At 69.8% G+C, this 16,534-nt stretch carries 23 protein-coding genes; 20 read left to right on the top strand and 3 right to left on the bottom strand.

Features of this window, described 5'->3' with window-relative positions; all coding sequences use genetic code 11:
* The first annotated feature begins 74 nt into the window (after nt 1–74).
* Nucleotides 75–527 (top strand): universal stress protein, encoded by a 453-nt coding sequence (locus Pth03_RS01425; protein ID WP_203942224.1) that lies wholly within the window; start codon nt 75–77, stop codon nt 525–527.
* A gap of 213 nt (nt 528–740) precedes the next feature.
* On the opposite strand, the gene Pth03_RS01420 is transcribed toward Pth03_RS01425, so the two are convergent.
* Both Pth03_RS01420 and Pth03_RS01415 read right to left on the bottom strand, forming a co-directional pair.
* A complete protein-coding gene (locus tag Pth03_RS01420) occupies nt 741–1,442 on the bottom strand; it encodes an ATP-binding protein (RefSeq protein WP_203942223.1) in 702 nt (233 codons plus the stop codon).
* Between the two features lie 168 nt (nt 1,443–1,610).
* Nucleotides 1,611–2,198 carry a TetR/AcrR family transcriptional regulator gene (locus tag Pth03_RS01415; protein WP_203942222.1) on the bottom strand — a complete coding sequence of 196 codons (588 nt, stop codon included), beginning with the start codon at nt 2,196–2,198 and terminating at the stop codon, nt 1,611–1,613.
* Between the two features lie 95 nt (nt 2,199–2,293).
* Between Pth03_RS01415 and Pth03_RS01410 the strand changes: the two genes are divergently transcribed.
* From Pth03_RS01410 to Pth03_RS01330, 18 genes are all read left to right on the top strand, one after another.
* Nucleotides 2,294–2,722 carry a nuclear transport factor 2 family protein gene (locus Pth03_RS01410; protein WP_203942221.1) on the top strand — a complete coding sequence of 143 codons (429 nt, stop codon included), beginning with the start codon at nt 2,294–2,296 and terminating at the stop codon, nt 2,720–2,722.
* 57 nt (nt 2,723–2,779) lie between these two features.
* Entirely contained in the window at nt 2,780–3,190 is a 411-nt protein-coding gene (locus Pth03_RS01405; RefSeq protein WP_203942220.1) for a DUF3224 domain-containing protein, read from the top strand.
* Between the two features lie 140 nt (nt 3,191–3,330).
* Nucleotides 3,331–3,945: a D-sedoheptulose-7-phosphate isomerase gene (locus tag Pth03_RS01400; protein WP_203942219.1), complete on the top strand. Its 615-nt coding sequence runs from the start codon at nt 3,331–3,333 to the stop codon at nt 3,943–3,945.
* The gene (locus tag Pth03_RS01395; RefSeq protein ID WP_203942218.1) at nt 3,942–4,181 is read left to right on the top strand and encodes a HypC/HybG/HupF family hydrogenase formation chaperone; all 240 of its coding nucleotides are present in this window, start codon (nt 3,942–3,944) and stop codon (nt 4,179–4,181) included. The genes Pth03_RS01400 and Pth03_RS01395 overlap by 4 nt, the downstream gene beginning before the upstream one ends.
* Nucleotides 4,168–4,899, top strand: coding sequence for a D-sedoheptulose-7-phosphate isomerase (locus Pth03_RS01390; RefSeq protein ID WP_203942217.1), 732 nt, complete (start codon nt 4,168–4,170; stop codon nt 4,897–4,899). Before Pth03_RS01395 ends, Pth03_RS01390 begins: the two co-directional genes overlap by 14 nt.
* The gene (locus Pth03_RS01385) at nt 4,896–5,972 is read left to right on the top strand and encodes an NADH-quinone oxidoreductase subunit B family protein (protein ID WP_203942216.1); all 1,077 of its coding nucleotides are present in this window, start codon (nt 4,896–4,898) and stop codon (nt 5,970–5,972) included. The genes Pth03_RS01390 and Pth03_RS01385 overlap by 4 nt, the downstream gene beginning before the upstream one ends.
* 1 nt (nt 5,973) lies before the next feature.
* Complete coding sequence (locus Pth03_RS01380; protein WP_203942215.1) at nt 5,974–7,761, top strand: nickel-dependent hydrogenase large subunit; 1,788 nt, start codon at nt 5,974–5,976, stop codon at nt 7,759–7,761.
* Nucleotides 7,762–7,795: 34 nt separating this feature from the next.
* Entirely contained in the window at nt 7,796–8,443 is a 648-nt protein-coding gene (locus Pth03_RS01375; RefSeq protein ID WP_203942214.1) for a NifU family protein, read from the top strand.
* The gene (locus Pth03_RS01370) at nt 8,440–9,099 is read left to right on the top strand and encodes a DUF5947 family protein (protein ID WP_203942213.1); all 660 of its coding nucleotides are present in this window, start codon (nt 8,440–8,442) and stop codon (nt 9,097–9,099) included. The genes Pth03_RS01375 and Pth03_RS01370 overlap by 4 nt, the downstream gene beginning before the upstream one ends.
* Entirely contained in the window at nt 9,096–9,764 is a 669-nt protein-coding gene (locus Pth03_RS01365) for a DUF6084 family protein (RefSeq protein WP_203942212.1), read from the top strand. Before Pth03_RS01370 ends, Pth03_RS01365 begins: the two co-directional genes overlap by 4 nt.
* Complete coding sequence (locus Pth03_RS01360; RefSeq protein WP_203942211.1) at nt 9,761–11,176, top strand: hypothetical protein; 1,416 nt, start codon at nt 9,761–9,763, stop codon at nt 11,174–11,176. The genes Pth03_RS01365 and Pth03_RS01360 overlap by 4 nt, the downstream gene beginning before the upstream one ends.
* A complete protein-coding gene (locus Pth03_RS01355) occupies nt 11,173–11,691 on the top strand; it encodes a hydrogenase maturation protease (protein WP_203942210.1) in 519 nt (172 codons plus the stop codon). Before Pth03_RS01360 ends, Pth03_RS01355 begins: the two co-directional genes overlap by 4 nt.
* Nucleotides 11,688–11,792: a DUF6893 family small protein gene (locus tag Pth03_RS42405; RefSeq protein ID WP_373318474.1), complete on the top strand. Its 105-nt coding sequence runs from the start codon at nt 11,688–11,690 to the stop codon at nt 11,790–11,792. Before Pth03_RS01355 ends, Pth03_RS42405 begins: the two co-directional genes overlap by 4 nt.
* A 25-nt stretch (nt 11,793–11,817) precedes the next feature.
* Nucleotides 11,818–12,201 (top strand): hydrogenase maturation nickel metallochaperone HypA, encoded by a 384-nt coding sequence (locus Pth03_RS01350; RefSeq protein ID WP_203942209.1) that lies wholly within the window; start codon nt 11,818–11,820, stop codon nt 12,199–12,201.
* Complete coding sequence (locus tag Pth03_RS01345; RefSeq protein WP_308442326.1) at nt 12,185–12,436, top strand: HypC/HybG/HupF family hydrogenase formation chaperone; 252 nt, start codon at nt 12,185–12,187, stop codon at nt 12,434–12,436. The genes Pth03_RS01350 and Pth03_RS01345 overlap by 17 nt, the downstream gene beginning before the upstream one ends.
* 8 nt (nt 12,437–12,444) lie before the next feature.
* Nucleotides 12,445–13,572 carry a hydrogenase formation protein HypD gene (gene hypD, locus Pth03_RS01340; RefSeq protein WP_203942207.1) on the top strand — a complete coding sequence of 376 codons (1,128 nt, stop codon included), beginning with the start codon at nt 12,445–12,447 and terminating at the stop codon, nt 13,570–13,572.
* Nucleotides 13,569–14,651 (top strand): hydrogenase expression/formation protein HypE, encoded by a 1,083-nt coding sequence (gene hypE, locus Pth03_RS01335; RefSeq protein WP_203942206.1) that lies wholly within the window; start codon nt 13,569–13,571, stop codon nt 14,649–14,651. The genes hypD and hypE overlap by 4 nt, the downstream gene beginning before the upstream one ends.
* Before the next feature lie 30 nt (nt 14,652–14,681).
* Nucleotides 14,682–15,068 carry a hypothetical protein gene (locus tag Pth03_RS01330; protein ID WP_203942205.1) on the top strand — a complete coding sequence of 129 codons (387 nt, stop codon included), beginning with the start codon at nt 14,682–14,684 and terminating at the stop codon, nt 15,066–15,068.
* A gap of 102 nt (nt 15,069–15,170) precedes the next feature.
* Here the strand turns inward: Pth03_RS01330 and Pth03_RS01325 are convergent, their stop codons facing one another.
* A complete protein-coding gene (locus tag Pth03_RS01325; RefSeq protein WP_203942204.1) occupies nt 15,171–15,887 on the bottom strand; it encodes an SDR family NAD(P)-dependent oxidoreductase in 717 nt (238 codons plus the stop codon).
* A 62-nt stretch (nt 15,888–15,949) separates the two neighbouring features.
* Between Pth03_RS01325 and Pth03_RS01320 the strand changes: the two genes are divergently transcribed.
* Complete coding sequence (locus tag Pth03_RS01320; RefSeq protein WP_203942203.1) at nt 15,950–16,504, top strand: MarR family winged helix-turn-helix transcriptional regulator; 555 nt, start codon at nt 15,950–15,952, stop codon at nt 16,502–16,504.
* Nucleotides 16,505–16,534: the final 30 nt, after the last annotated feature.

The following is a 16,534-nucleotide window of genomic DNA, read 5'->3' as shown; positions in this document are numbered from 1 at the left end:
ACTGACATTCCCGCAACCGGTTTATCCGCGGCGGCCGTCTCGAACTCACTCCCGACAAGCCATAGGCTCGCCTCATGAACGGCTTCGAGATCGGCACCGACGGCCCTCAGTCGATCGTCGTCGGGATCGACGGCTCCGACACCTCGCTCCGCGCCACCGCCTACGCGTGGGGCCTCGCCCGCCGCCAGGGCTCAAAGCTGATCTTCGTGTACGCCCCGGGCACCGGCAGCACGATCTCCCCGTTCGTGCCGGACGCGACCATCTCGGCCATGTCGGCGGCCGATGAGGTCGCCGCCGATCTGCGCGACCGGATCGCCGGCGCCTCCGACACCATCCACCCTCCGGTCTCGTACACCTTCCGGGTCGAGCCCGGCGACGCCGCCTCGGTCCTCATCCGCGTGGCCGACGAGGTGAGGGCGGACGCCGTGGTGGTGGGCTCGTCGGCGCAGGCCGGCCATCGCCTGATCGGCTCGGTGGCGATCCGCCTCGTCCGCGCCGGTCGCTGGCCGGTCACCGTCGTCCCGTAGCCCGTAGCCCGTAGGCCCGTCGTCCCGTAGGCCCGCAGGCCCGTTGGCCCTCTGGACCGTCCTGGCGGGACTCCGGGGAAATCCTCCGGGCCCCGCCAGGCCCCCAATAATCACGCAGTGTAGTTCAAAGAACACGGAAAGCTTACGCAAAAACACGGGAAAGGCGAAACGCGGGCAAGCATCGGCCGGATCACCCCTCCGATCAGCCCCTGATTATTCCGTGTCGAGGCCGCGCAGCCCGTCGAGCACCCGCAGCAGCGTCGCCTCGTCCGGCCCCTGGGCGCGTGGCGCACACGGGTGATGCCTGACCCGCCGCGGCAGGCCCCGGTGCTGCTCCTCCGTACCGGAGGCCGGTCCCCGGCCGAAAGGGCCGACGGAGACCTGGCTGACCGAGACCGGGACGCGGGACACCCGGGCGGCGGGAAGCGGCGGGGGAGCGAGCGGGGGGAGCGGGATCTCGCACCAGACGATCTTGCCCCGGTCCGGCGCGGTGTAATGCCCCCAGTTCCTGGCCAGGCTGCCGACGAGGGCCAGGCCACGGCCACCCTCGTCGTCGTCGTCGCTCTGCCCGGCCACCGGCTCACGGTCGCTGACGTCCCACACCTCGATGAACAGGCTGCGCGGGCCGGAGGAGACGCGCAGTCGCAACGCCACCATGCGCAACGCGACGGGGAACATCGACGAGGTGATCGGGGCGTTGCGCACGGCGTTGGTCGCGTGCACGGCGTTGGTGACCAGCTCCGACACCAGCAGCTCGGCCGTGTCGAGCAGGGTGGGCAGCTCCCAGGCGCCGAGCTGGTGCCGTACGAACACCCTGGCCTGTTTCGGCGCGGTCAGGGCGGAACCGAAGACCCTGTCGGCGACCCGGCGGTCGTCGTGCGGGTCGACAGGGCGGCGGAAGGGCGGGTTCAGCATGTGCCGGCCCGGTCGGGAAGGGCCCGGCTGCCGCGAACGGCCGTGGGGGACGCGGCCCTGGCGGGCGGCCGAGCAAAACACATGCCTCAGATCATCTGTCATGCAACGCAGTGAAGTGACCCGGTTTTCAGTATTCAGATAAGTTTCTTGTCGGATGCCCCAAAGATGTCACCGTAAAGGGCGCAGGCCGTCGAACATGATGGCGAGAGTCCGATTCCGCACGTCCGGGCCCACCCGTTCCGCCGCCCGAGACGCGCCGATCAGCAGCGCCATGAGCTCCGGCGCGCCGATGTCGGACCGCACGGCTCCCGCCCGCTGGGCGCGCTCGAGCAGCGCCTCGAGCGCCGACGCCAGTTCCGCTCCGACCGGAGAGGCCCCCGGTTCCCGTGGCGACCCTTCGCCGGCAGGCGCGGCGGCTGACGCGGCTTCGGCGAGCACGTCGGCGTAGGCGTTCTGGGTGGCCGCCTGCTCGACCGCGTAGGCGAAGAACGCGAACAACGCCGGGCCCGCCTCGGCCTCCGACAGGGCTTCGGCCTTGGCCGCCAGCGTGCGGACACGCCCCAGGAAGACCGCCTCGATGAGCGCGTCCTTGGTCGGGAAGTGCCGGAAGACGGTGCCGATCCCCACGCCGGCCCGCCGCGCCACGTCCTCGGTGGAGGCCGACAGCCCCTGTGCGGCGAAGACCGCCTCTGCCGCGTCGAGGATCTTCGCCCGGTTGCGCAGGGCGTCGGCGCGCGGCGGCCTCTCCTCAGCCATTGACAAACGGAGTCGCCGCTCCGTATTTTCTAATCGGAGTCACGACTCCGATTATATGCGCCCGCGGCACCTCCCACGGAAGGAAACCGGGACCCATGACCCTCACCCCTCGCGACGCGTTCACGCAATGGCAGCAGAGCATCTTGTCCGGCTCCGCCGGTACGGGCGGCGTCCCACTGGCCGACGACGTGGTCGTCGAATGGCCGTTCAACCCGCCGGAACGTCCCCGGCGGATCGACGGCCGCGCCGCGTTCGAAGCGGTCGCCCGCGCGGGACGCGCGGCGCTGCCCGTCAGATTCGAGGAGTTCAGCGACGTCGTCGTGCACGAGACGAGCGACCCCGAGGTCGTCGTCGCCGAATACCGGCTCGGCGGGACCGTCCTTGCCACCGGCCGCCGGGCGTCGGCCCCCTTCATCCTCGTGCTGAGGGTCCGGGACGGCCAGATCGTGCACGTCCGCGAATACCAGGACGTCGCGGCGATGGAGCGCGCCCTCGGCGGCCCACTGCCGAGCGGCCGAGCCTGAGGAGCACGCGCCCGTACCTGACGCCGGCTGGCAGGAACAGGCACGAGACTTCACGGCATGACCGACACGACCCGGCCCGGAAAGCTCCGCGCAGAAGGCGCGTTCGACCTCACCGAATGGACGGAGGTGGCCACGCACGACAAACCCGGCGCGACGATCAGCCGCGTCCTCATCGGCAAGACCTTCCACGGCGACCTGGACGGCACCAGCACCACCGAGATCATGACGGTGACCACCGCCGCCGGCCCTGCCGCATACGTGGGCGTCGAGCACGTCGACGGCACCCTCGACGGCCGCACGGGAACGTTCGTCCTCCAGCACATCGCGGGCGACGACGGCGAACCGTGGATGCGCTGGCTGATCGTCCCCACCTCCGGCACGGGCCAACTCGAAGGGCTGCGCGGCGAAGGCCGCATCGTCAACCAGGACGGCCACCACACCTACACCCTCGACTACGACCTCGACTGAGAACGCCCGGAAGGGGGGTGCCTGCCCGGAGACAAACACCTACGTCCACGAAAAGAGCTTTACTCGGGGTTGTGACGCTCGAGGTATCTCGTCCTCGAACACCCAGCGTAGCCTGACGACTACCGTCAAGGAGCGTCACCATGCCCGTCGCATCGATGCAGCAACTCGCACGTGAGGCCTTCGCCCGCAGGCAGACCGCGGGCGTCGCCGTCATGCGCGACGCGGCGCTCATCACCCGCGCCGCCGCCGACATGGCGGCGCGCTTCCGCGCGGGCGGCAAGCTCGTCGTCTTCGGCGGCGGGGCGGCGGGCACCGACGCCGCGCACGTCGCCGTCGAGTTCATGCACCCCGTCATCGTCGGCAAGGCCGCCCTGCCCGCGGTGGCGCTCAGCAACGACGCCGCCACCGTCGCGGCGATCGGCTCCGGCGACGGACCCGACGAGACCTTCGCCCACCAGGTGCGCCACTGGGCGGGCCCCGCCGACATCGCCATGGGCGTCTGCCGCGACGGCCGCTGCTCCTCCGTGGCCCGCGCCCTGCAGACCGCACACGAGCTCGGCCTGCTCACCGTGGCACTCACCGGCGCCCTCACCGGAACGGCGTCCCCCGCACAGGCTCTCCCCGCGGCCGACCATCTCATCGCCGTCGCCTCGGCCGACCCCCGGCTGGTCAAGGAAGTCCACGTCACCACCTATCACCTGCTGTGGGAACTGGTCCACGTCTTTCTCGACCAGGCCGGGGAGGGCCTCACATGAACGAGCCGACCGACGGCTGCCACGCCTCCGACACGTGCGTGACATGCTCCGACGAGGCCGTGCCCGTCACGGTCATACGACTGCTGTACCGGGACATGGCCGTGGTGGACGTCGGCGGCCAATCCGAAGAGGTCAGCGTCGCCCTGGTGGAGACCGCCATCGGCGACCGCATCCTCGTCCACGCCAAGGAGGCGATCGCCGTACTCCCGAAGGAGGACGGCGATGGGCGTCCGTGACGAGCCGGCACGGGACGGGCCGCGCCACGCGGGGCTGCGGGGCCTGTACCCGTTCCTGTACGAGGCGCCGCCCGGGGGAACCGGCATGGAGCCCGCGGTGTTCGCCGGCGCGGCACGCTCCTCGGAAGAAAAAGCCATGCAGATCGTACGGCTGCGCCAGGAGATGGCCGAGCTGTCGTGCGAGCGGATCGCCGACTGCGCCGAGGAGATGGCCGCCAGGTTCGCCGAAGGGGCCCGGCTGTTCACCTTCGGCAACGGGGGGAGCAGCACCGACGCCCAGGAGGTGGCCACCACCTTCCTCAGCCCGTGCGCCGGCGACGGCCTGCCGCTGCCCGCCCTGTCCCTGACCAGCGACGTCGCCGTCGTCACCGCGCTGTCCAACGACGTGAGCTTCGACGTCGTGTTCGCCCGCCAGCTCGCCGCGCTCGGCCGCGCCGGCGACATCGCGCTCGGCCTGTCCACCAGCGGCGGTTCCGCCAACGTCGTGCGCGCCTTCGAGGAGGCGTCACGCCGCGGCATGCTCACCGTCGGCCTGGCCGGAGGGCAGGGCGGAAGGCTCACCGAGCTCGCCGAGACCGGCGTGCTCGACCACCTGTTCGTCGTCCCGTCGTCATCGGTGCACCGCATCCAGGAAACCCAGACGACGGTCTACCACGTGCTGTGGGAGCTCGTTCAGCACGCGCTCGAACCCTGGCATCGAGATGGGGAGGCGGCATGACAGCGCCGACGAAATCAGGAGCCGGCAAGACGCGCAAGCAGGAAGAGCCGGTCGTCCACATCCTCTGGATCAACGCCGGCATGAGCTGCGACGGCGACTCCGTGGCCCTCACCGCCGCGACCCAGCCGAGCATCGAAGACATCGTGCTCGGCGCGTTTCCCGGCCTGCCCAAGGTGGCCGTGCACTGGCCGCTGATCGACTTCGAGTCCGGCCCCATGCAGGGCGCCGACGTCTTCATCGAGTGGTTCTTCAAAGGCGCGCGCGGCGAGCTCGACCCGTTCGTCCTGGTCGTCGAGGGGTCGATCCCTAACGAGGCGCTCAAGCGCGAGGGCTACTGGAGCGGTTTCGGCAACAACCCCGACACCGGCCAGCCCATGACGACCCCCGAATGGCTCGACCGGCTCGCGCCCAACGCCACCGCGATCATCGCGGCCGGCACCTGCGCCACCTACGGCGGCATCCACGCCATGGCGGGCAACCCGACCGGCTGCATGGGCGTGGCCGACTACCTCGGCTGGGACTGGCGCTCCAAGGCCGGACTGCCCATCGTCAACGTGCCCGGCTGCCCCATCCAGCCGGACAACCTGTCGGAGACCCTGCTCTACCTGCTCTACCAGCTCGCCGGCCAGGCCCCGATGATCCCGCTGGACCAGGCACTGCGCCCCACCTGGCTGTTCGGCCAGACCGTCCACGAGGGATGCGACCGCGCCGGCTACTACGAGCAGGGCCAGTTCGCCACCGAGTACGGCACGAACGAATGCCTCGTCAAGATCGGCTGCTGGGGCCCGGTCGTCAAGTGCAACGTCCCCAAACGCGGATGGATGGCCGGCCTGGGCGGCTGCCCCAACGTCGGCGGCATTTGCATCGCCTGCACAATGCCCGGCTTCCCGGACAAGTTCATGCCCTTCATGGACGAACCTCCCGGAGCGCTCGTCTCCTCCACCATCAGCGAGGCGTACGGCTCGGTCATCCGCACGCTGCGCGGCATCACCTTCAGAACCGTCGACAAGGAGCCCAAGTGGCGCAAGAAGGGCCGCGAGCTCCTCACCGGATACAAGGCGCCCTGGAGCTGACATGACGACTTCATCGGAGCAAGGCCGCGAACTCGTCGAGATGGCCTGGGATCCCATCACCAGGATCGTCGGAAGCCTCGGCGTCTACTGCAAGATCGACTTCGCGAACCGGCAGGTCGCCGAGTGCTACAGCACCTCGTCCATCTTCCGCGGCTACAGCATCTTCATGAAGGGCAAGGACCCGCGCGACGCCCACTTCATCACCAGCAGGATCTGCGGCATCTGCGGCGACAACCACGCCACCTGCTCGGTCTACAACCAGAACATGGCCTACGGCGTGCGCCCGCCCGCCCTCGCCGAATGGATCATCAACTGCGGCGAAGCCGCCGAATACATGTTCGACCACAACATCTACCAGGAGAACCTGGTCGGGGTCGACTACTGCGAAAAAATGGTCCGCGAGACCAACCCCGGCGTCCTGGCCCAGGCCGAACGCACCGAGGCGCCCCACGCCGCCGACCACGGCTACAAGACCATCGCCGACATCATGCGCTCGCTCAACCCCCTCGAAGGGGACTTCTACCGCGAAGCGCTCGTCATGAGCCGCCTCACCCGCGAGATGTTCTGCCTCATGGAAGGCCGGCACGTCCACCCCTCCACCCTCTACCCGGGCGGCGTCGGCACGGTCGCCACCGTACAGCTGTTCACCGACTACATGACGCGGCTCATGCGCTACATCGAGTTCATGAAACGGGTCGTCCCCATGCATGACGACCTGTTCGACTTCTTCTACGAAGCCCTGCCGGGCTACGAGGAAGTGGGCAGACGCCGCGTCCTGCTCGGCTGCTGGGGCAGCCTCAACGACCCCGAGCACTGCGACTTCACCTACGAGAACATGAGCGACTGGGGTCGCAAGATGTTCATCAGCCCCGGCGTGATCGTCGACGGCCGGCTCGTCACCAACGACCTCGTCGACATCAACCTCGGCATCCGCATCCTGCTCGGCAGCTCCTACTACGACGACTGGGCCGGCGCCACCGAGCCGTTCGTCACCCACGACCCGCTCGGCAACCCCGTCGACGTCCGCCACCCGTGGAACCAGCACACCATCCCGCGGCCGCAAAAACGCGACTTCACCGACAAGTACAGCTGGGTCATGTCACCCCGCTGGTTCGACGGCACCGACATGCTGCCCCTCGACACCGGCGGCGGCCCCCTCGCGCGGATGTGGTCCACCGCGCTCAACGGGCTCGTCGACATCGGCTACGTCAAGGCCACCGGCGACAGCGTGCTCATCAACCTGCCGCGCACGGCCACCAAGCCGGAGACCACGTTCGAGTGGAAGATCCCGCACCACAAGGGCCAGCCCCTGTCCAACGCCATCGAACGCAACCGCGCCCGCTCCTACTTCCAGGCCTACGTCGCCGCCTGCGCGCTCTACTTCGCCGAGCAGGGCCTGGGCGAGGTACGGCAGGGCCACACCCAGACATGGGAACCGTTCACCGTGCCCGACGAGGCCATCAGCTGCGGCTTCTCCGAGGCCGTACGCGGCGTCCTGTCCCACCACATGGTCATCAGGAACGGCAAGATCGCCAACTACCACCCGTACCCGCCGACCCCGTGGAACGCCAGCGTGCGCGACAGCAACGGCACGCCCGGGCCGTACGAGGACGCGGTGCAGAACACGCCGATCTTCGAGGAGAACACCCCGGAGAACTTCAAGGGCATCGACATCATGCGGACGATCCGCAGCTTCGACCCCTGCCTGCCCTGCGGCGTCCACATGTTCCTCGGCGAGGGAAAGCTGCTGCGCACCCTGCACAGCCCCCACGCCTTCAACGGGCGGTGACCGGCACGCGGTGAAAGAAAGGACCACGCGGCACATGCCCGAAGTCAGCGACGCCTCCACGCCGGGAGGCATCCCAGGGACCGACCAGGGTACGGACGTCGACGCCACCGCGGCCCGCGTCGAGGGGCTCATCGCCGACCTCGGCACCCACGCCGCCCGCGCCAAGGCCGAAGAGCTCGTCCGCGTCCTGGTCGGCCTGTACGGCCAGGCCCTGGAACAGGTCATGCGGATCGTCACCGACGCCGGCGCGGCCGAGGTGCTGCGCCGCATGACCGACGACGAACTCGTCTCCGGCCTGCTCATCGTGCACGACCTGCACCCGCTCGGCACGGCCGAACGCGTGCACGCCGCCCTCGAGCAGGTCAGGCCGCACCTCGGGCTGCACGACGGCGGGGTGGAGCTGATCGGCGTCGACCCCGCCGGAGTGGTCAGGCTCCGCCTCGAAGGCACCTGCCACGGCTGCCCCTCATCACGCCTCACCGTCACGGGCGCGATCGAGCGGGCGGTCACCCGCGCCGCACCCGAAGTCACCCGCGTCGATGTCGAAGGCCTCGACCCCGCGCCTGCGGCCGGGCCGCTCCTGCAGATTCAGCGGAGGCCGCCCGGCCCCTGCCCCGCCGACGAGCAGGCCGCGCCGACCGCGATCCGCGACGGCAGCGCGGCGACGGAGGGCATCGCATGACGGCCAAAGGACTGCGCCGGTTCCGCCAACCACCAGGCCAACCAGGCGCCGCACCGGCGTCCGTGTCGACCCCCGCGGACGCACGGTGCGAGTTGTGCGCCGGGCCCGCGGGGGAGGACCACCCCCACGTCGTCGACGTCGAAACCCGAGCGCTCCTGTGCGCCTGCCGCGGCTGCCACCTGCTGTTCGACCCCGCCGCCCAAGGCCGCTACCGCGCCGTGCCGCGCCGCCACCTCCACGCCGCACGCTTCCGGATGACCGCCGCCGACTGGGAGGACCTGCAGATCCCCGTCCGCACGGCGTTCTTCTTCCACAACTCCACGCTCGGCCGCACCGTCGTTTTCTATCCAAGCCCCGCCGGAGCCACCCAGTCGCTGCTCCCGCTCCCGGCGTGGGAACGCGTGCTCGCCGCCAACCCCGAACTGCCCCCGGCCGAACCCGACGTCGAAGCCCTGCTCGTCGACCGCGGCGCCGACGGCTTCACCTGCCACCTCGTGCCCATCTCCACGTGTTACGAACTCGTCGGCCTCGTCCGCCGCCACTGGAAGGGATTCAGCGGAGGCCAGGAAGCCTGGGCCGCCATCGACGGCTTCTTCGCCGACCTCGCCCGCCGCGGCACGCCCACCCCCACCGGCCAGGGAGGCGCGCCCGCATGAACTCCTGCGACCCCACACCCGCCCACGAGCCCGCCTTCGAATGCCTCAACGCACAGCCCGAGCCGTATGCCGCCTCACCCACCATGACCTTCCGGCTGCGCGTCACCGACCCCGAACCCGTCCACGGCATCCTGCTGCACTGCCAGATCCGCATCGAACCCCAACGCCGCAGATACGGCCCCGACGAGGCCCGGCTGCTCAGCGACCTGTTCGGCGAACCGTCCCGCTGGGGGGAGACCCTCAAACCCCTCCAGCTCGCCGCCGTCTCCGTCATGGTGCCCGCCTTCACCGGATCCACCGAGATCGACGTGCCCGTCCCGCTCAGCTACGACCTGGAGGTCGCCGCCGGCAAATACTTCGCCGCACTCGACGACGGCGAAATCCCCCTCCTCCTGCTGTTCAGCGGCACCGTCTTCACCCGCACCCCCGGAGGCTTCGCCGTACGGCAGGTGCCGTGGCACTGCGAGACCCGCCACCGGCTGCCCGTCGCCGCCTGGCGCGAACTCATGGACCGCTACTTTCCGGGCACCGGCTGGCTGATGCTGCGCCGCGACACCCTGCGCGCCCTCCACCGCTACAAAACCGACCACGCCGCCCCGACCTGGGACGACACCATCACCATGCTCCTCAACGAGGCGCGCGGACTCAGGGAGGCCGGCAAATGAGCGTCCCCATGGACATCGCCAGGCGCGTGGCCGACGCCGTCCTCTACGAGGGCTACCTCCTCTACCCCTACCGCGCCTCCGCGGCCAAGAACCAGCTGCGCTGGCAGTTCGGCGTGCTCGTCCCACCCGGATACACCGCCACCTCCGAACCATCCAAAAGCGTCACCGAATGCCTCCTCGAAAACGCCGGCGACGCCGACCTCCACCTGCGGCTGCGCTTCCTCCACCTCAGGTCACGCCAGGTCGAGCAGCACACCGGCGGGGGAGCCCACCAGCCCGTCCACGAACTCACCGACGGCGAGACCGTCTACCTGAGCTTCGACGACGCCACCGAACGCGAAGCCGAAACCGTCCTGCCGATGCGCGACCTGCTCGCCCAGGAACACTCCGTCGACGTCCAGGTCGCCGGAGAACACGCCACCGAACCCATTCCCGCCATGCCCGTCGACCTCGCCGCCGAATACCTCGGCCGCGTCGTCACCGACCAGCAACCCCTCCAGGCACGGCTGCGCGTATCCGCGGCCGAGCAGGCCGGGCCGTACGGACTGATCAAACTCCGCGTCGAGGTCAGGAACGCCACCCGCTGGGACCACCCCGGCGCATCCCGCGACCAGGCCCTGCACCGCTCCCTGATCGCCACACACCTGATCCTCGGCACCACGCACGGCGGCTTCGTCTCCCTGATCGACCCGCCCGAATGGGCCCGCCACGCCGCCGAAACCTGCCACAACCAGCACGTCTGGCCCGTCCTCGTCGGCAACCCCGGCGAACACGACCTCATGTTGTCCTCGCCGATCATCCTCTACGACTACCCCGACATCGCGCCGGAGAGCCAAGGCGACATGTTCGACGCGACCGAGATCGACGAGATGCTCCACCTGCGCGCGATCACGCTCACCGACGCCGAGACCCGCGAGGCCGCCGCGACCGACCCGCGCGCCGCCGAGATCCTCCGCAGAGCTCGCGATCTGCCCCCAGAACTCGTCGAACGCCTCCACGGCGCCATCCGCAGCCTCGGCACACCGCCGACCGGGGGAGTCCTCGCCGGCTTCCCCGGATTCCGCGACCCGCCCGACGGCACTCCCGGCACCCCCTGGTGGGACCCCGGCGCCGACGCCCGCACCTCACCGGAGACCGACACCGTCACCGTCTCCGGAGTGCCCGTCGCCAAAGGCAGCCGCGTCAGGCTCAACCCCGGCGAACGCCGCGCCGACGCCCACGACATGTTCCTCACCGGCAAGGTCGCCCACGTCGAAGCGGTCTTCCTCGACGTCGACGGCTCCCGCCACCTCGCCGTCACCCTCGCCGACGACCCCGCCGCCGACCTGCAGCGCACCCAGGGCCGCTTCCTCTACTTCGCACCCGACGAGGTCGAACCACTCGACGACGAAACCGAGGAGACGACCGCATGAAGATCCTGGTCGCCGGCGTCGGCAACATCTTCCTTCGCGACGACGGCTTCGGCGTCGCCGTCGCCCGCCACCTCGACGGCGCCGACCTTCCCGAACAGGCCACGGTCGCCGACTTCGGCATCCGCGGCATCCACCTCGCCTACGAACTCACCGGCGGCGGCTACGACCTCACCATCCTCGTCGACGCCACCACCCGAGGCGGCCCGCCCGGCACCCTCTACGTCCTCGAACCCGACACCGGAACCCCCGGCCCGGCACCCGGCGCCTCCCACGCCGCCGCCCTGCCCGACGCCCACGCCCTCACCCCCGAGACCGTCCTGGCCCTCGCCGGCACCTTCGGCGACGGAACCGCCGCCAAAGTGCTCATCGTCGGCTGCGAACCCGCCGACATCTCACCCGGCATGGACCTCACCGCCACCGTCGCCCAAGCCGTGCCCAAAGCGGCCGACATGGTCACCGAGCTCATCCACCAGCACCTCGCAGAAACCGGGCCCGTCCACCAGGAGAACCCATGATGAAACGCCTCATCGTCGGAGCCGTCCTCGTCAGCGCCGGCATCCTCATTTACCGCGCCATACCCGACCTCAGGCGCTACATGGTCATCCGCAAGATGTGACCCCGTCACCCGGAAGAAGGCACCCATGCACGAATACGGAATCGCCGAGGCCATCCTGTCCGCGATCGAACACCGCGCCGCCGGCCGCCCCGTACGGCGGGCCCGCGTCCGCGCGGGAGCGCTCCTGCGCGTCACCGAACCCGCGATCAACCAGGCCTTCACCCTGGTCGCCGAAGGGTCGCCCGCCGAAGGCGCCCACGTCGACCTGGTCATCGTGCCCGCACAGCTGACCTGCCGATCCTGCGGCAGCACCACCACGTCACCCGACCCGTACGTCACCTGCCCCAGCTGCGGCGGCACCGACATCGACGTCGACGGCGGCGACGACCTCATCCTCGAATCCATCCAGATGGCGGAGGCCACCCATGTGCCTGGGGATCCCCGGCGAGATCGTGGAAATCCTGCCTGACCGGCCCGACCTCGCCATGGTCGCCGTCAGCGGCGTCCGGCGCGCGATCAACATCGGCCTGCTCGACAAGGAGACCGTCGCCCCCGGCGACTGGATCCTCATCCACGTCGGCTTCGCCCTGTCCAAAATCGACGAAACCGAGGCCAAAGCCGCACTCGACTTCCTCGAAAGCATCGGCCAGGCCTACGACGACGAAATCGCGGCCCTACGCCAATCCATGATCGAACAGGGGTGACGACCATCATGCGATTCGTCGACGAATACCGCGACGCCGACACCGCCAGGGCCCTCGCCGCCCGCATCACCGCACTGTGCGAACCCGGCCGCGCCTACAAATTCATGGAGGTCTGCGGCGGCCACACCCACACCATCTACAAACACGGCCTCGAGGACTACCTGCCGCCCGAAGTCACCCTCGTCCACGGCCCCGGATGCCCCGTCTGCGTCATCCCGATGGGCCGCGTCGACGACGCCATCCACATCGCCCACCAGCCCGGCGTCATCATGACCTCCTTCGGCGACATGATGCGCGTCCCCGGCGGCGACGGATCCTTCCTCGACGCCAAAGCACGCGGAGCCGACATCCGCATGGTCTACTCACCCCTCGACGCCCTGAAGATCGCCAAAGAGAACCCCGGCAAACAGGTCGTCTTCATGGCCATCGGCTTCGAGACCACCGCCCCCTCCACCGCCATGACCGTGCTACGCGCCCACGCCGAAGGCATCACCAACTTCTCGGTCTTCTGCAACCACGTCACGATCATCCCGGCCATCAAGGCCATCCTCGACTCGCCCGACCTGCGGCTCGACGCCTTCATCGGCCCCGGCCACGTCTCCACCGTCATCGGCTGCCGGCCGTACGAGTTCATCGCCCGCGACTACGGCAAACCCCTCGTCGTCACCGGATTCGAACCCCTCGACATCCTCCACTCCGTGCTCCAGATCCTCGAACAACTCGCCCAGGGCCGATCCGAAGTGGAAAACCAGTACGCGCGCGTCGTCCCCTGGGACGGCAATCCCAAAGCCCTGGCCGCCATCGACGAGGTCATGGAGCTGCGACCCCACTTCGAATGGCGCGGCCTCGGATTCATCTCCCACTCCGCACTAAAAGTGGGGGACAGGTACGCCCGCTACGACGCGGAACAGATCTTCGAGATCCCAGGCGGCCGCGTCGCCGACCCCACCTCCTGCCAGTGCGGAGAGGTGCTCAAAGGCGTACTCAAGCCGTGGGAGTGCAAAGTCTTCGGCACCGCCTGCACGCCGGAGACCCCGATCGGCACCTGCATGGTCTCCTCCGAAGGGGCATGCGCCGCCTACTACAACTTCGGGCGCTTCACCCGCGAACGCGTCAAGGAGGCGACCCGGCGATGACCGAGCCGACCCGCACCAGCCTGGAAGAGCAGGTCCTGCTGCGCATCGAACGCACCCGCCGCAGCAGGCCCCGCGTGCGCGACGAGCACATCACCCTCGCCCACGGGGCCGGCGGAAAGGCCACCCACAGCCTCATCGACGCGGTCTTCCTCGACGCCTTCCGCAACCCGCTGCTCGAACCCCTCGGCGACGGCGCGCACATCGGCGAAACGGCCTTCACGACCGACTCCTTCGTCGTCACCCCGCTGTTCTTCCCGGGCGGCGACATCGGCGACCTCGCCGTCAACGGCACCGTCAACGACCTGGCCATGTGCGGCGCCCGGCCCCGGCACCTGTCCGCGGCCTTCATCCTCGAAGAAGGCTTCCCCGTCGCGCACCTGCGCCGCATCACCGCCTCCATGGCCGCCGCCGCCCAGGCCGCCGGCGTGCAGATCGTCACCGGCGACACCAAGGTCGTCGAGAGGGGCAAGGCCGACGGCTGCTACATCATCACCTCCGGCGTCGGCACGCTCGACCGCCCCGCCCGCCTCAGCGCCGCCGCTGCCCGGCCCGGCGACGCGGTCATCGTGTCGGGCCCCATCGGCGAACACGGCATCACGATCATGCTCGCCAGGGGAGAGCTCGACATCGAAGCCGATCTCACCTCCGACACCGCACCCCTGGCCGACCTGGCCGCCGGCCTCCTCGACGCCTGCGACGACGGGCAGGTCCGCTGCCTGCGCGACGCCACCCGCGGGGGAGTGGCCACCGTGCTCAACGAGATCGCCGAGGCATCGAAAGTGGCGATCATCGTTAATGAGGACATAATTCCGGTTCGTCCGGATGTGCGGGGGGCATGTGAACTCCTAGGCATCGACCCGCTCTACGTCGCCTGCGAAGGCCGGATGGTCGCCGTGGTGGCCCGCGAATGCGCGGAGACGGCACTCGCCGCACTGCACGAACACCCGCTCGGCCGCGACGCCGCCATCGTCGGCCAGGTCAACGACGACCCGCCCGGCCTCGTCCTGCTGAAGACCACCTTCGGCGGCACCCGCATCGTCGACCTGCTGGTCGGTGACCCGCTACCGCGGATCTGCTGAGGTAGATCCGCCGACCCGGGGGAGTAGGACATGAAGGACACCAGCAAGCCCGGCCGATTCGAAGGCGAACACCAGCACGGATTCTCACCCGACGTCGGCAGGGCCAGCGAAGAAGTCGTCCGCGCGGGCAACCGCGCCTTCCGTAAACCGCCCCCGGACCAGGGGCCAGGCCGCGAAGTCTCCGACGTGGAACGCCACGGAGTGCCCTCCACCGACCTCACCGCCTCGTCACCCCTCGGCGTCGGCATCAGCACGACCCACCGCGCCGAAGAACTCGCCCTCAAGAAGGAACCCGCGCACGAGCGGGTCGGGCTCCACCGCAGGACCGGCCGGCCGTACGGCAGGCGCAGGTCCGGCCACGGAACCGGCGTCGGCGGACAGAGTTCCGCCATCCCGCCGGGAGACCAGGCCGGATGACACCGGAAGACCACACGAGGAGAGGGCCCCGCGGCGAACCGCGAGGCCCTCTCGAGCATCAACCCTCCACCCGCGTTGCCACCGCTCGGCGACGGCCCGCACTCACCGCGTGGTGAACGCGCCGCCGTTGACATGAATCGTCTGCCCGGTGATGTGCCGCGCCCCCGCCGAGGCAAGAAAGAACGCCGTCTCGGCGACGTCGCCGGTCGAACCCGCCCGCTTGTTGTGCGTCTCCGCCACCAGCGCATCCCTGCGCTCCTCGGTCAGCCCCCCACGGAAGAAGCCAGTGCCGGCGATGTAACCCGCAGCGATGACGTTGCTGGTGATCCCGCGCGGGCCCAGTTCGGCTGACACGAAGGCGTTCCAAGCCCCCAGAGCCGCCTTCGCTGCGCCGTACGAGCCCCCTCGGCGCTCGGCCCCGATCGACCCGACACTGATGATCGAGCCGCCCCGAACCAGCCTGTCCTGCACCGACGCGGTGGTCAGGACCGCGCTGAGCAGGTTCGAATCCAGGTCCGACCGCCACCGCGCCAGCAGCGCCTCCAGCGGCGCCCCTCCCGCCGGCGCAACACCCAGCCCGCCGGCCGCGTTGACAAGGACGTCCAACCTGTCATCCAGCCGCTCCGCGAGCGCCCCGACCTGCGCCGGATCGGTCGCGTCACAGACGGCACCGCGCACACTCAACTCCTTCGCCGTGCTCTGCACGGTGTCGACGTGGCGGCCGGTGACGACCACCTCCGCACCTTCGGCCGCGAACCGCGCGGCGATGGCGCGCCCGATCCCGCTGGTCCCTCCGGTGACGAGCACAATGCGAGTCACAAACCCTCCCGATGGTAATATTTAGCGCTAAATATAGCTGAGGGTGACGAGAGGTCTGCGCCATGGCCGAATCAACCCCCGAGGGGGACACCCCTCCGACGTACCGCGCCGCCGAAATCGCGGCGGCCTGGCGACGGGAACGCCCGCAGACCCCGACCGACTCGATCGAGATCGTCACCCCCATCTGGCAGCTCGCCAAGCTCTTCGCCGACGACCGCGGCCGCGTCCTGCGCGCCGCAGGCATCGACGCGGCCACCCTCGACCTGCTGTCGGTCATCCGCCGCTCCGGCCCGCCGTACACGCTCAGCACGCGTGAGATAGCGCGCCGGACGCTGGTGACCGCAGGCGCCATCTCGCAGCGCGTCGCCAGGGCCGAGCAGCAGGGGCTCGTACGGCGAGCACCCGGGGGAGCGGCACCCCGAACCGTCCTGGTCTCACTGACCCCCGAGGGCCACGCGCTCATCGAGCGCTCGGTCGACCAGGTGCTCGGCCGCGAGGCCACGCTCGTCGAAGGCCTGTCCCAGCCCGAACGCGCCACACTCAGCGCCCTGCTCGACAAACTGCTCACCGACCTCCAGCGGCGCTGCCCACCACCCGGGTCACCCGCCCAGCCCTGACGGCCGCCTCGGCCACCCAGCCGGCACGTG

The sequence above is a fragment of the Planotetraspora thailandica genome, assembly GCF_016863335.1.
Taxonomy (GTDB): Bacteria; Actinomycetota; Actinomycetes; order Streptosporangiales; family Streptosporangiaceae; genus Planotetraspora; species Planotetraspora thailandica.
The sequence above is the reverse complement of the archived record's forward strand: the minus strand, read 5'-3'. Positions and strand labels throughout refer to the sequence as shown.

Coding starts and splice junctions, on each gene's coding strand:
- Pth03_RS01375 (WP_203942214.1), top strand. CDS start 7,796: ATGCCCGAAGTCAGCGACGCCTCCACGCCGGGAGGCATCCCAGGGACC.
- Pth03_RS01405 (WP_203942220.1), top strand. CDS start 2,780: ATGACCGACACGACCCGGCCCGGAAAGCTCCGCGCAGAAGGCGCGTTC.
- Pth03_RS01410 (WP_203942221.1), top strand. CDS start 2,294: ATGACCCTCACCCCTCGCGACGCGTTCACGCAATGGCAGCAGAGCATC.
- Pth03_RS01395 (WP_203942218.1), top strand. CDS start 3,942: ATGAACGAGCCGACCGACGGCTGCCACGCCTCCGACACGTGCGTGACA.
- Pth03_RS01350 (WP_203942209.1), top strand. CDS start 11,818: ATGCACGAATACGGAATCGCCGAGGCCATCCTGTCCGCGATCGAACAC.
- Pth03_RS01415 (WP_203942222.1), bottom strand. CDS start 2,198: ATGGCTGAGGAGAGGCCGCCGCGCGCCGACGCCCTGCGCAACCGGGCG.
- Pth03_RS01365 (WP_203942212.1), top strand. CDS start 9,096: ATGAACTCCTGCGACCCCACACCCGCCCACGAGCCCGCCTTCGAATGC.
- Pth03_RS01400 (WP_203942219.1), top strand. CDS start 3,331: ATGCCCGTCGCATCGATGCAGCAACTCGCACGTGAGGCCTTCGCCCGC.
- Pth03_RS01360 (WP_203942211.1), top strand. CDS start 9,761: ATGAGCGTCCCCATGGACATCGCCAGGCGCGTGGCCGACGCCGTCCTC.
- Pth03_RS01320 (WP_203942203.1), top strand. CDS start 15,950: ATGGCCGAATCAACCCCCGAGGGGGACACCCCTCCGACGTACCGCGCC.
- Pth03_RS01420 (WP_203942223.1), bottom strand. CDS start 1,442: ATGCTGAACCCGCCCTTCCGCCGCCCTGTCGACCCGCACGACGACCGC.
- Pth03_RS42405 (WP_373318474.1), top strand. CDS start 11,688: ATGATGAAACGCCTCATCGTCGGAGCCGTCCTCGTCAGCGCCGGCATC.
- hypD (WP_203942207.1), top strand. CDS start 12,445: ATGCGATTCGTCGACGAATACCGCGACGCCGACACCGCCAGGGCCCTC.
- Pth03_RS01390 (WP_203942217.1), top strand. CDS start 4,168: ATGGGCGTCCGTGACGAGCCGGCACGGGACGGGCCGCGCCACGCGGGG.
- Pth03_RS01380 (WP_203942215.1), top strand. CDS start 5,974: ATGACGACTTCATCGGAGCAAGGCCGCGAACTCGTCGAGATGGCCTGG.
- hypE (WP_203942206.1), top strand. CDS start 13,569: ATGACCGAGCCGACCCGCACCAGCCTGGAAGAGCAGGTCCTGCTGCGC.
- Pth03_RS01425 (WP_203942224.1), top strand. CDS start 75: ATGAACGGCTTCGAGATCGGCACCGACGGCCCTCAGTCGATCGTCGTC.
- Pth03_RS01370 (WP_203942213.1), top strand. CDS start 8,440: ATGACGGCCAAAGGACTGCGCCGGTTCCGCCAACCACCAGGCCAACCA.
- Pth03_RS01385 (WP_203942216.1), top strand. CDS start 4,896: ATGACAGCGCCGACGAAATCAGGAGCCGGCAAGACGCGCAAGCAGGAA.
- Pth03_RS01330 (WP_203942205.1), top strand. CDS start 14,682: ATGAAGGACACCAGCAAGCCCGGCCGATTCGAAGGCGAACACCAGCAC.
- Pth03_RS01355 (WP_203942210.1), top strand. CDS start 11,173: ATGAAGATCCTGGTCGCCGGCGTCGGCAACATCTTCCTTCGCGACGAC.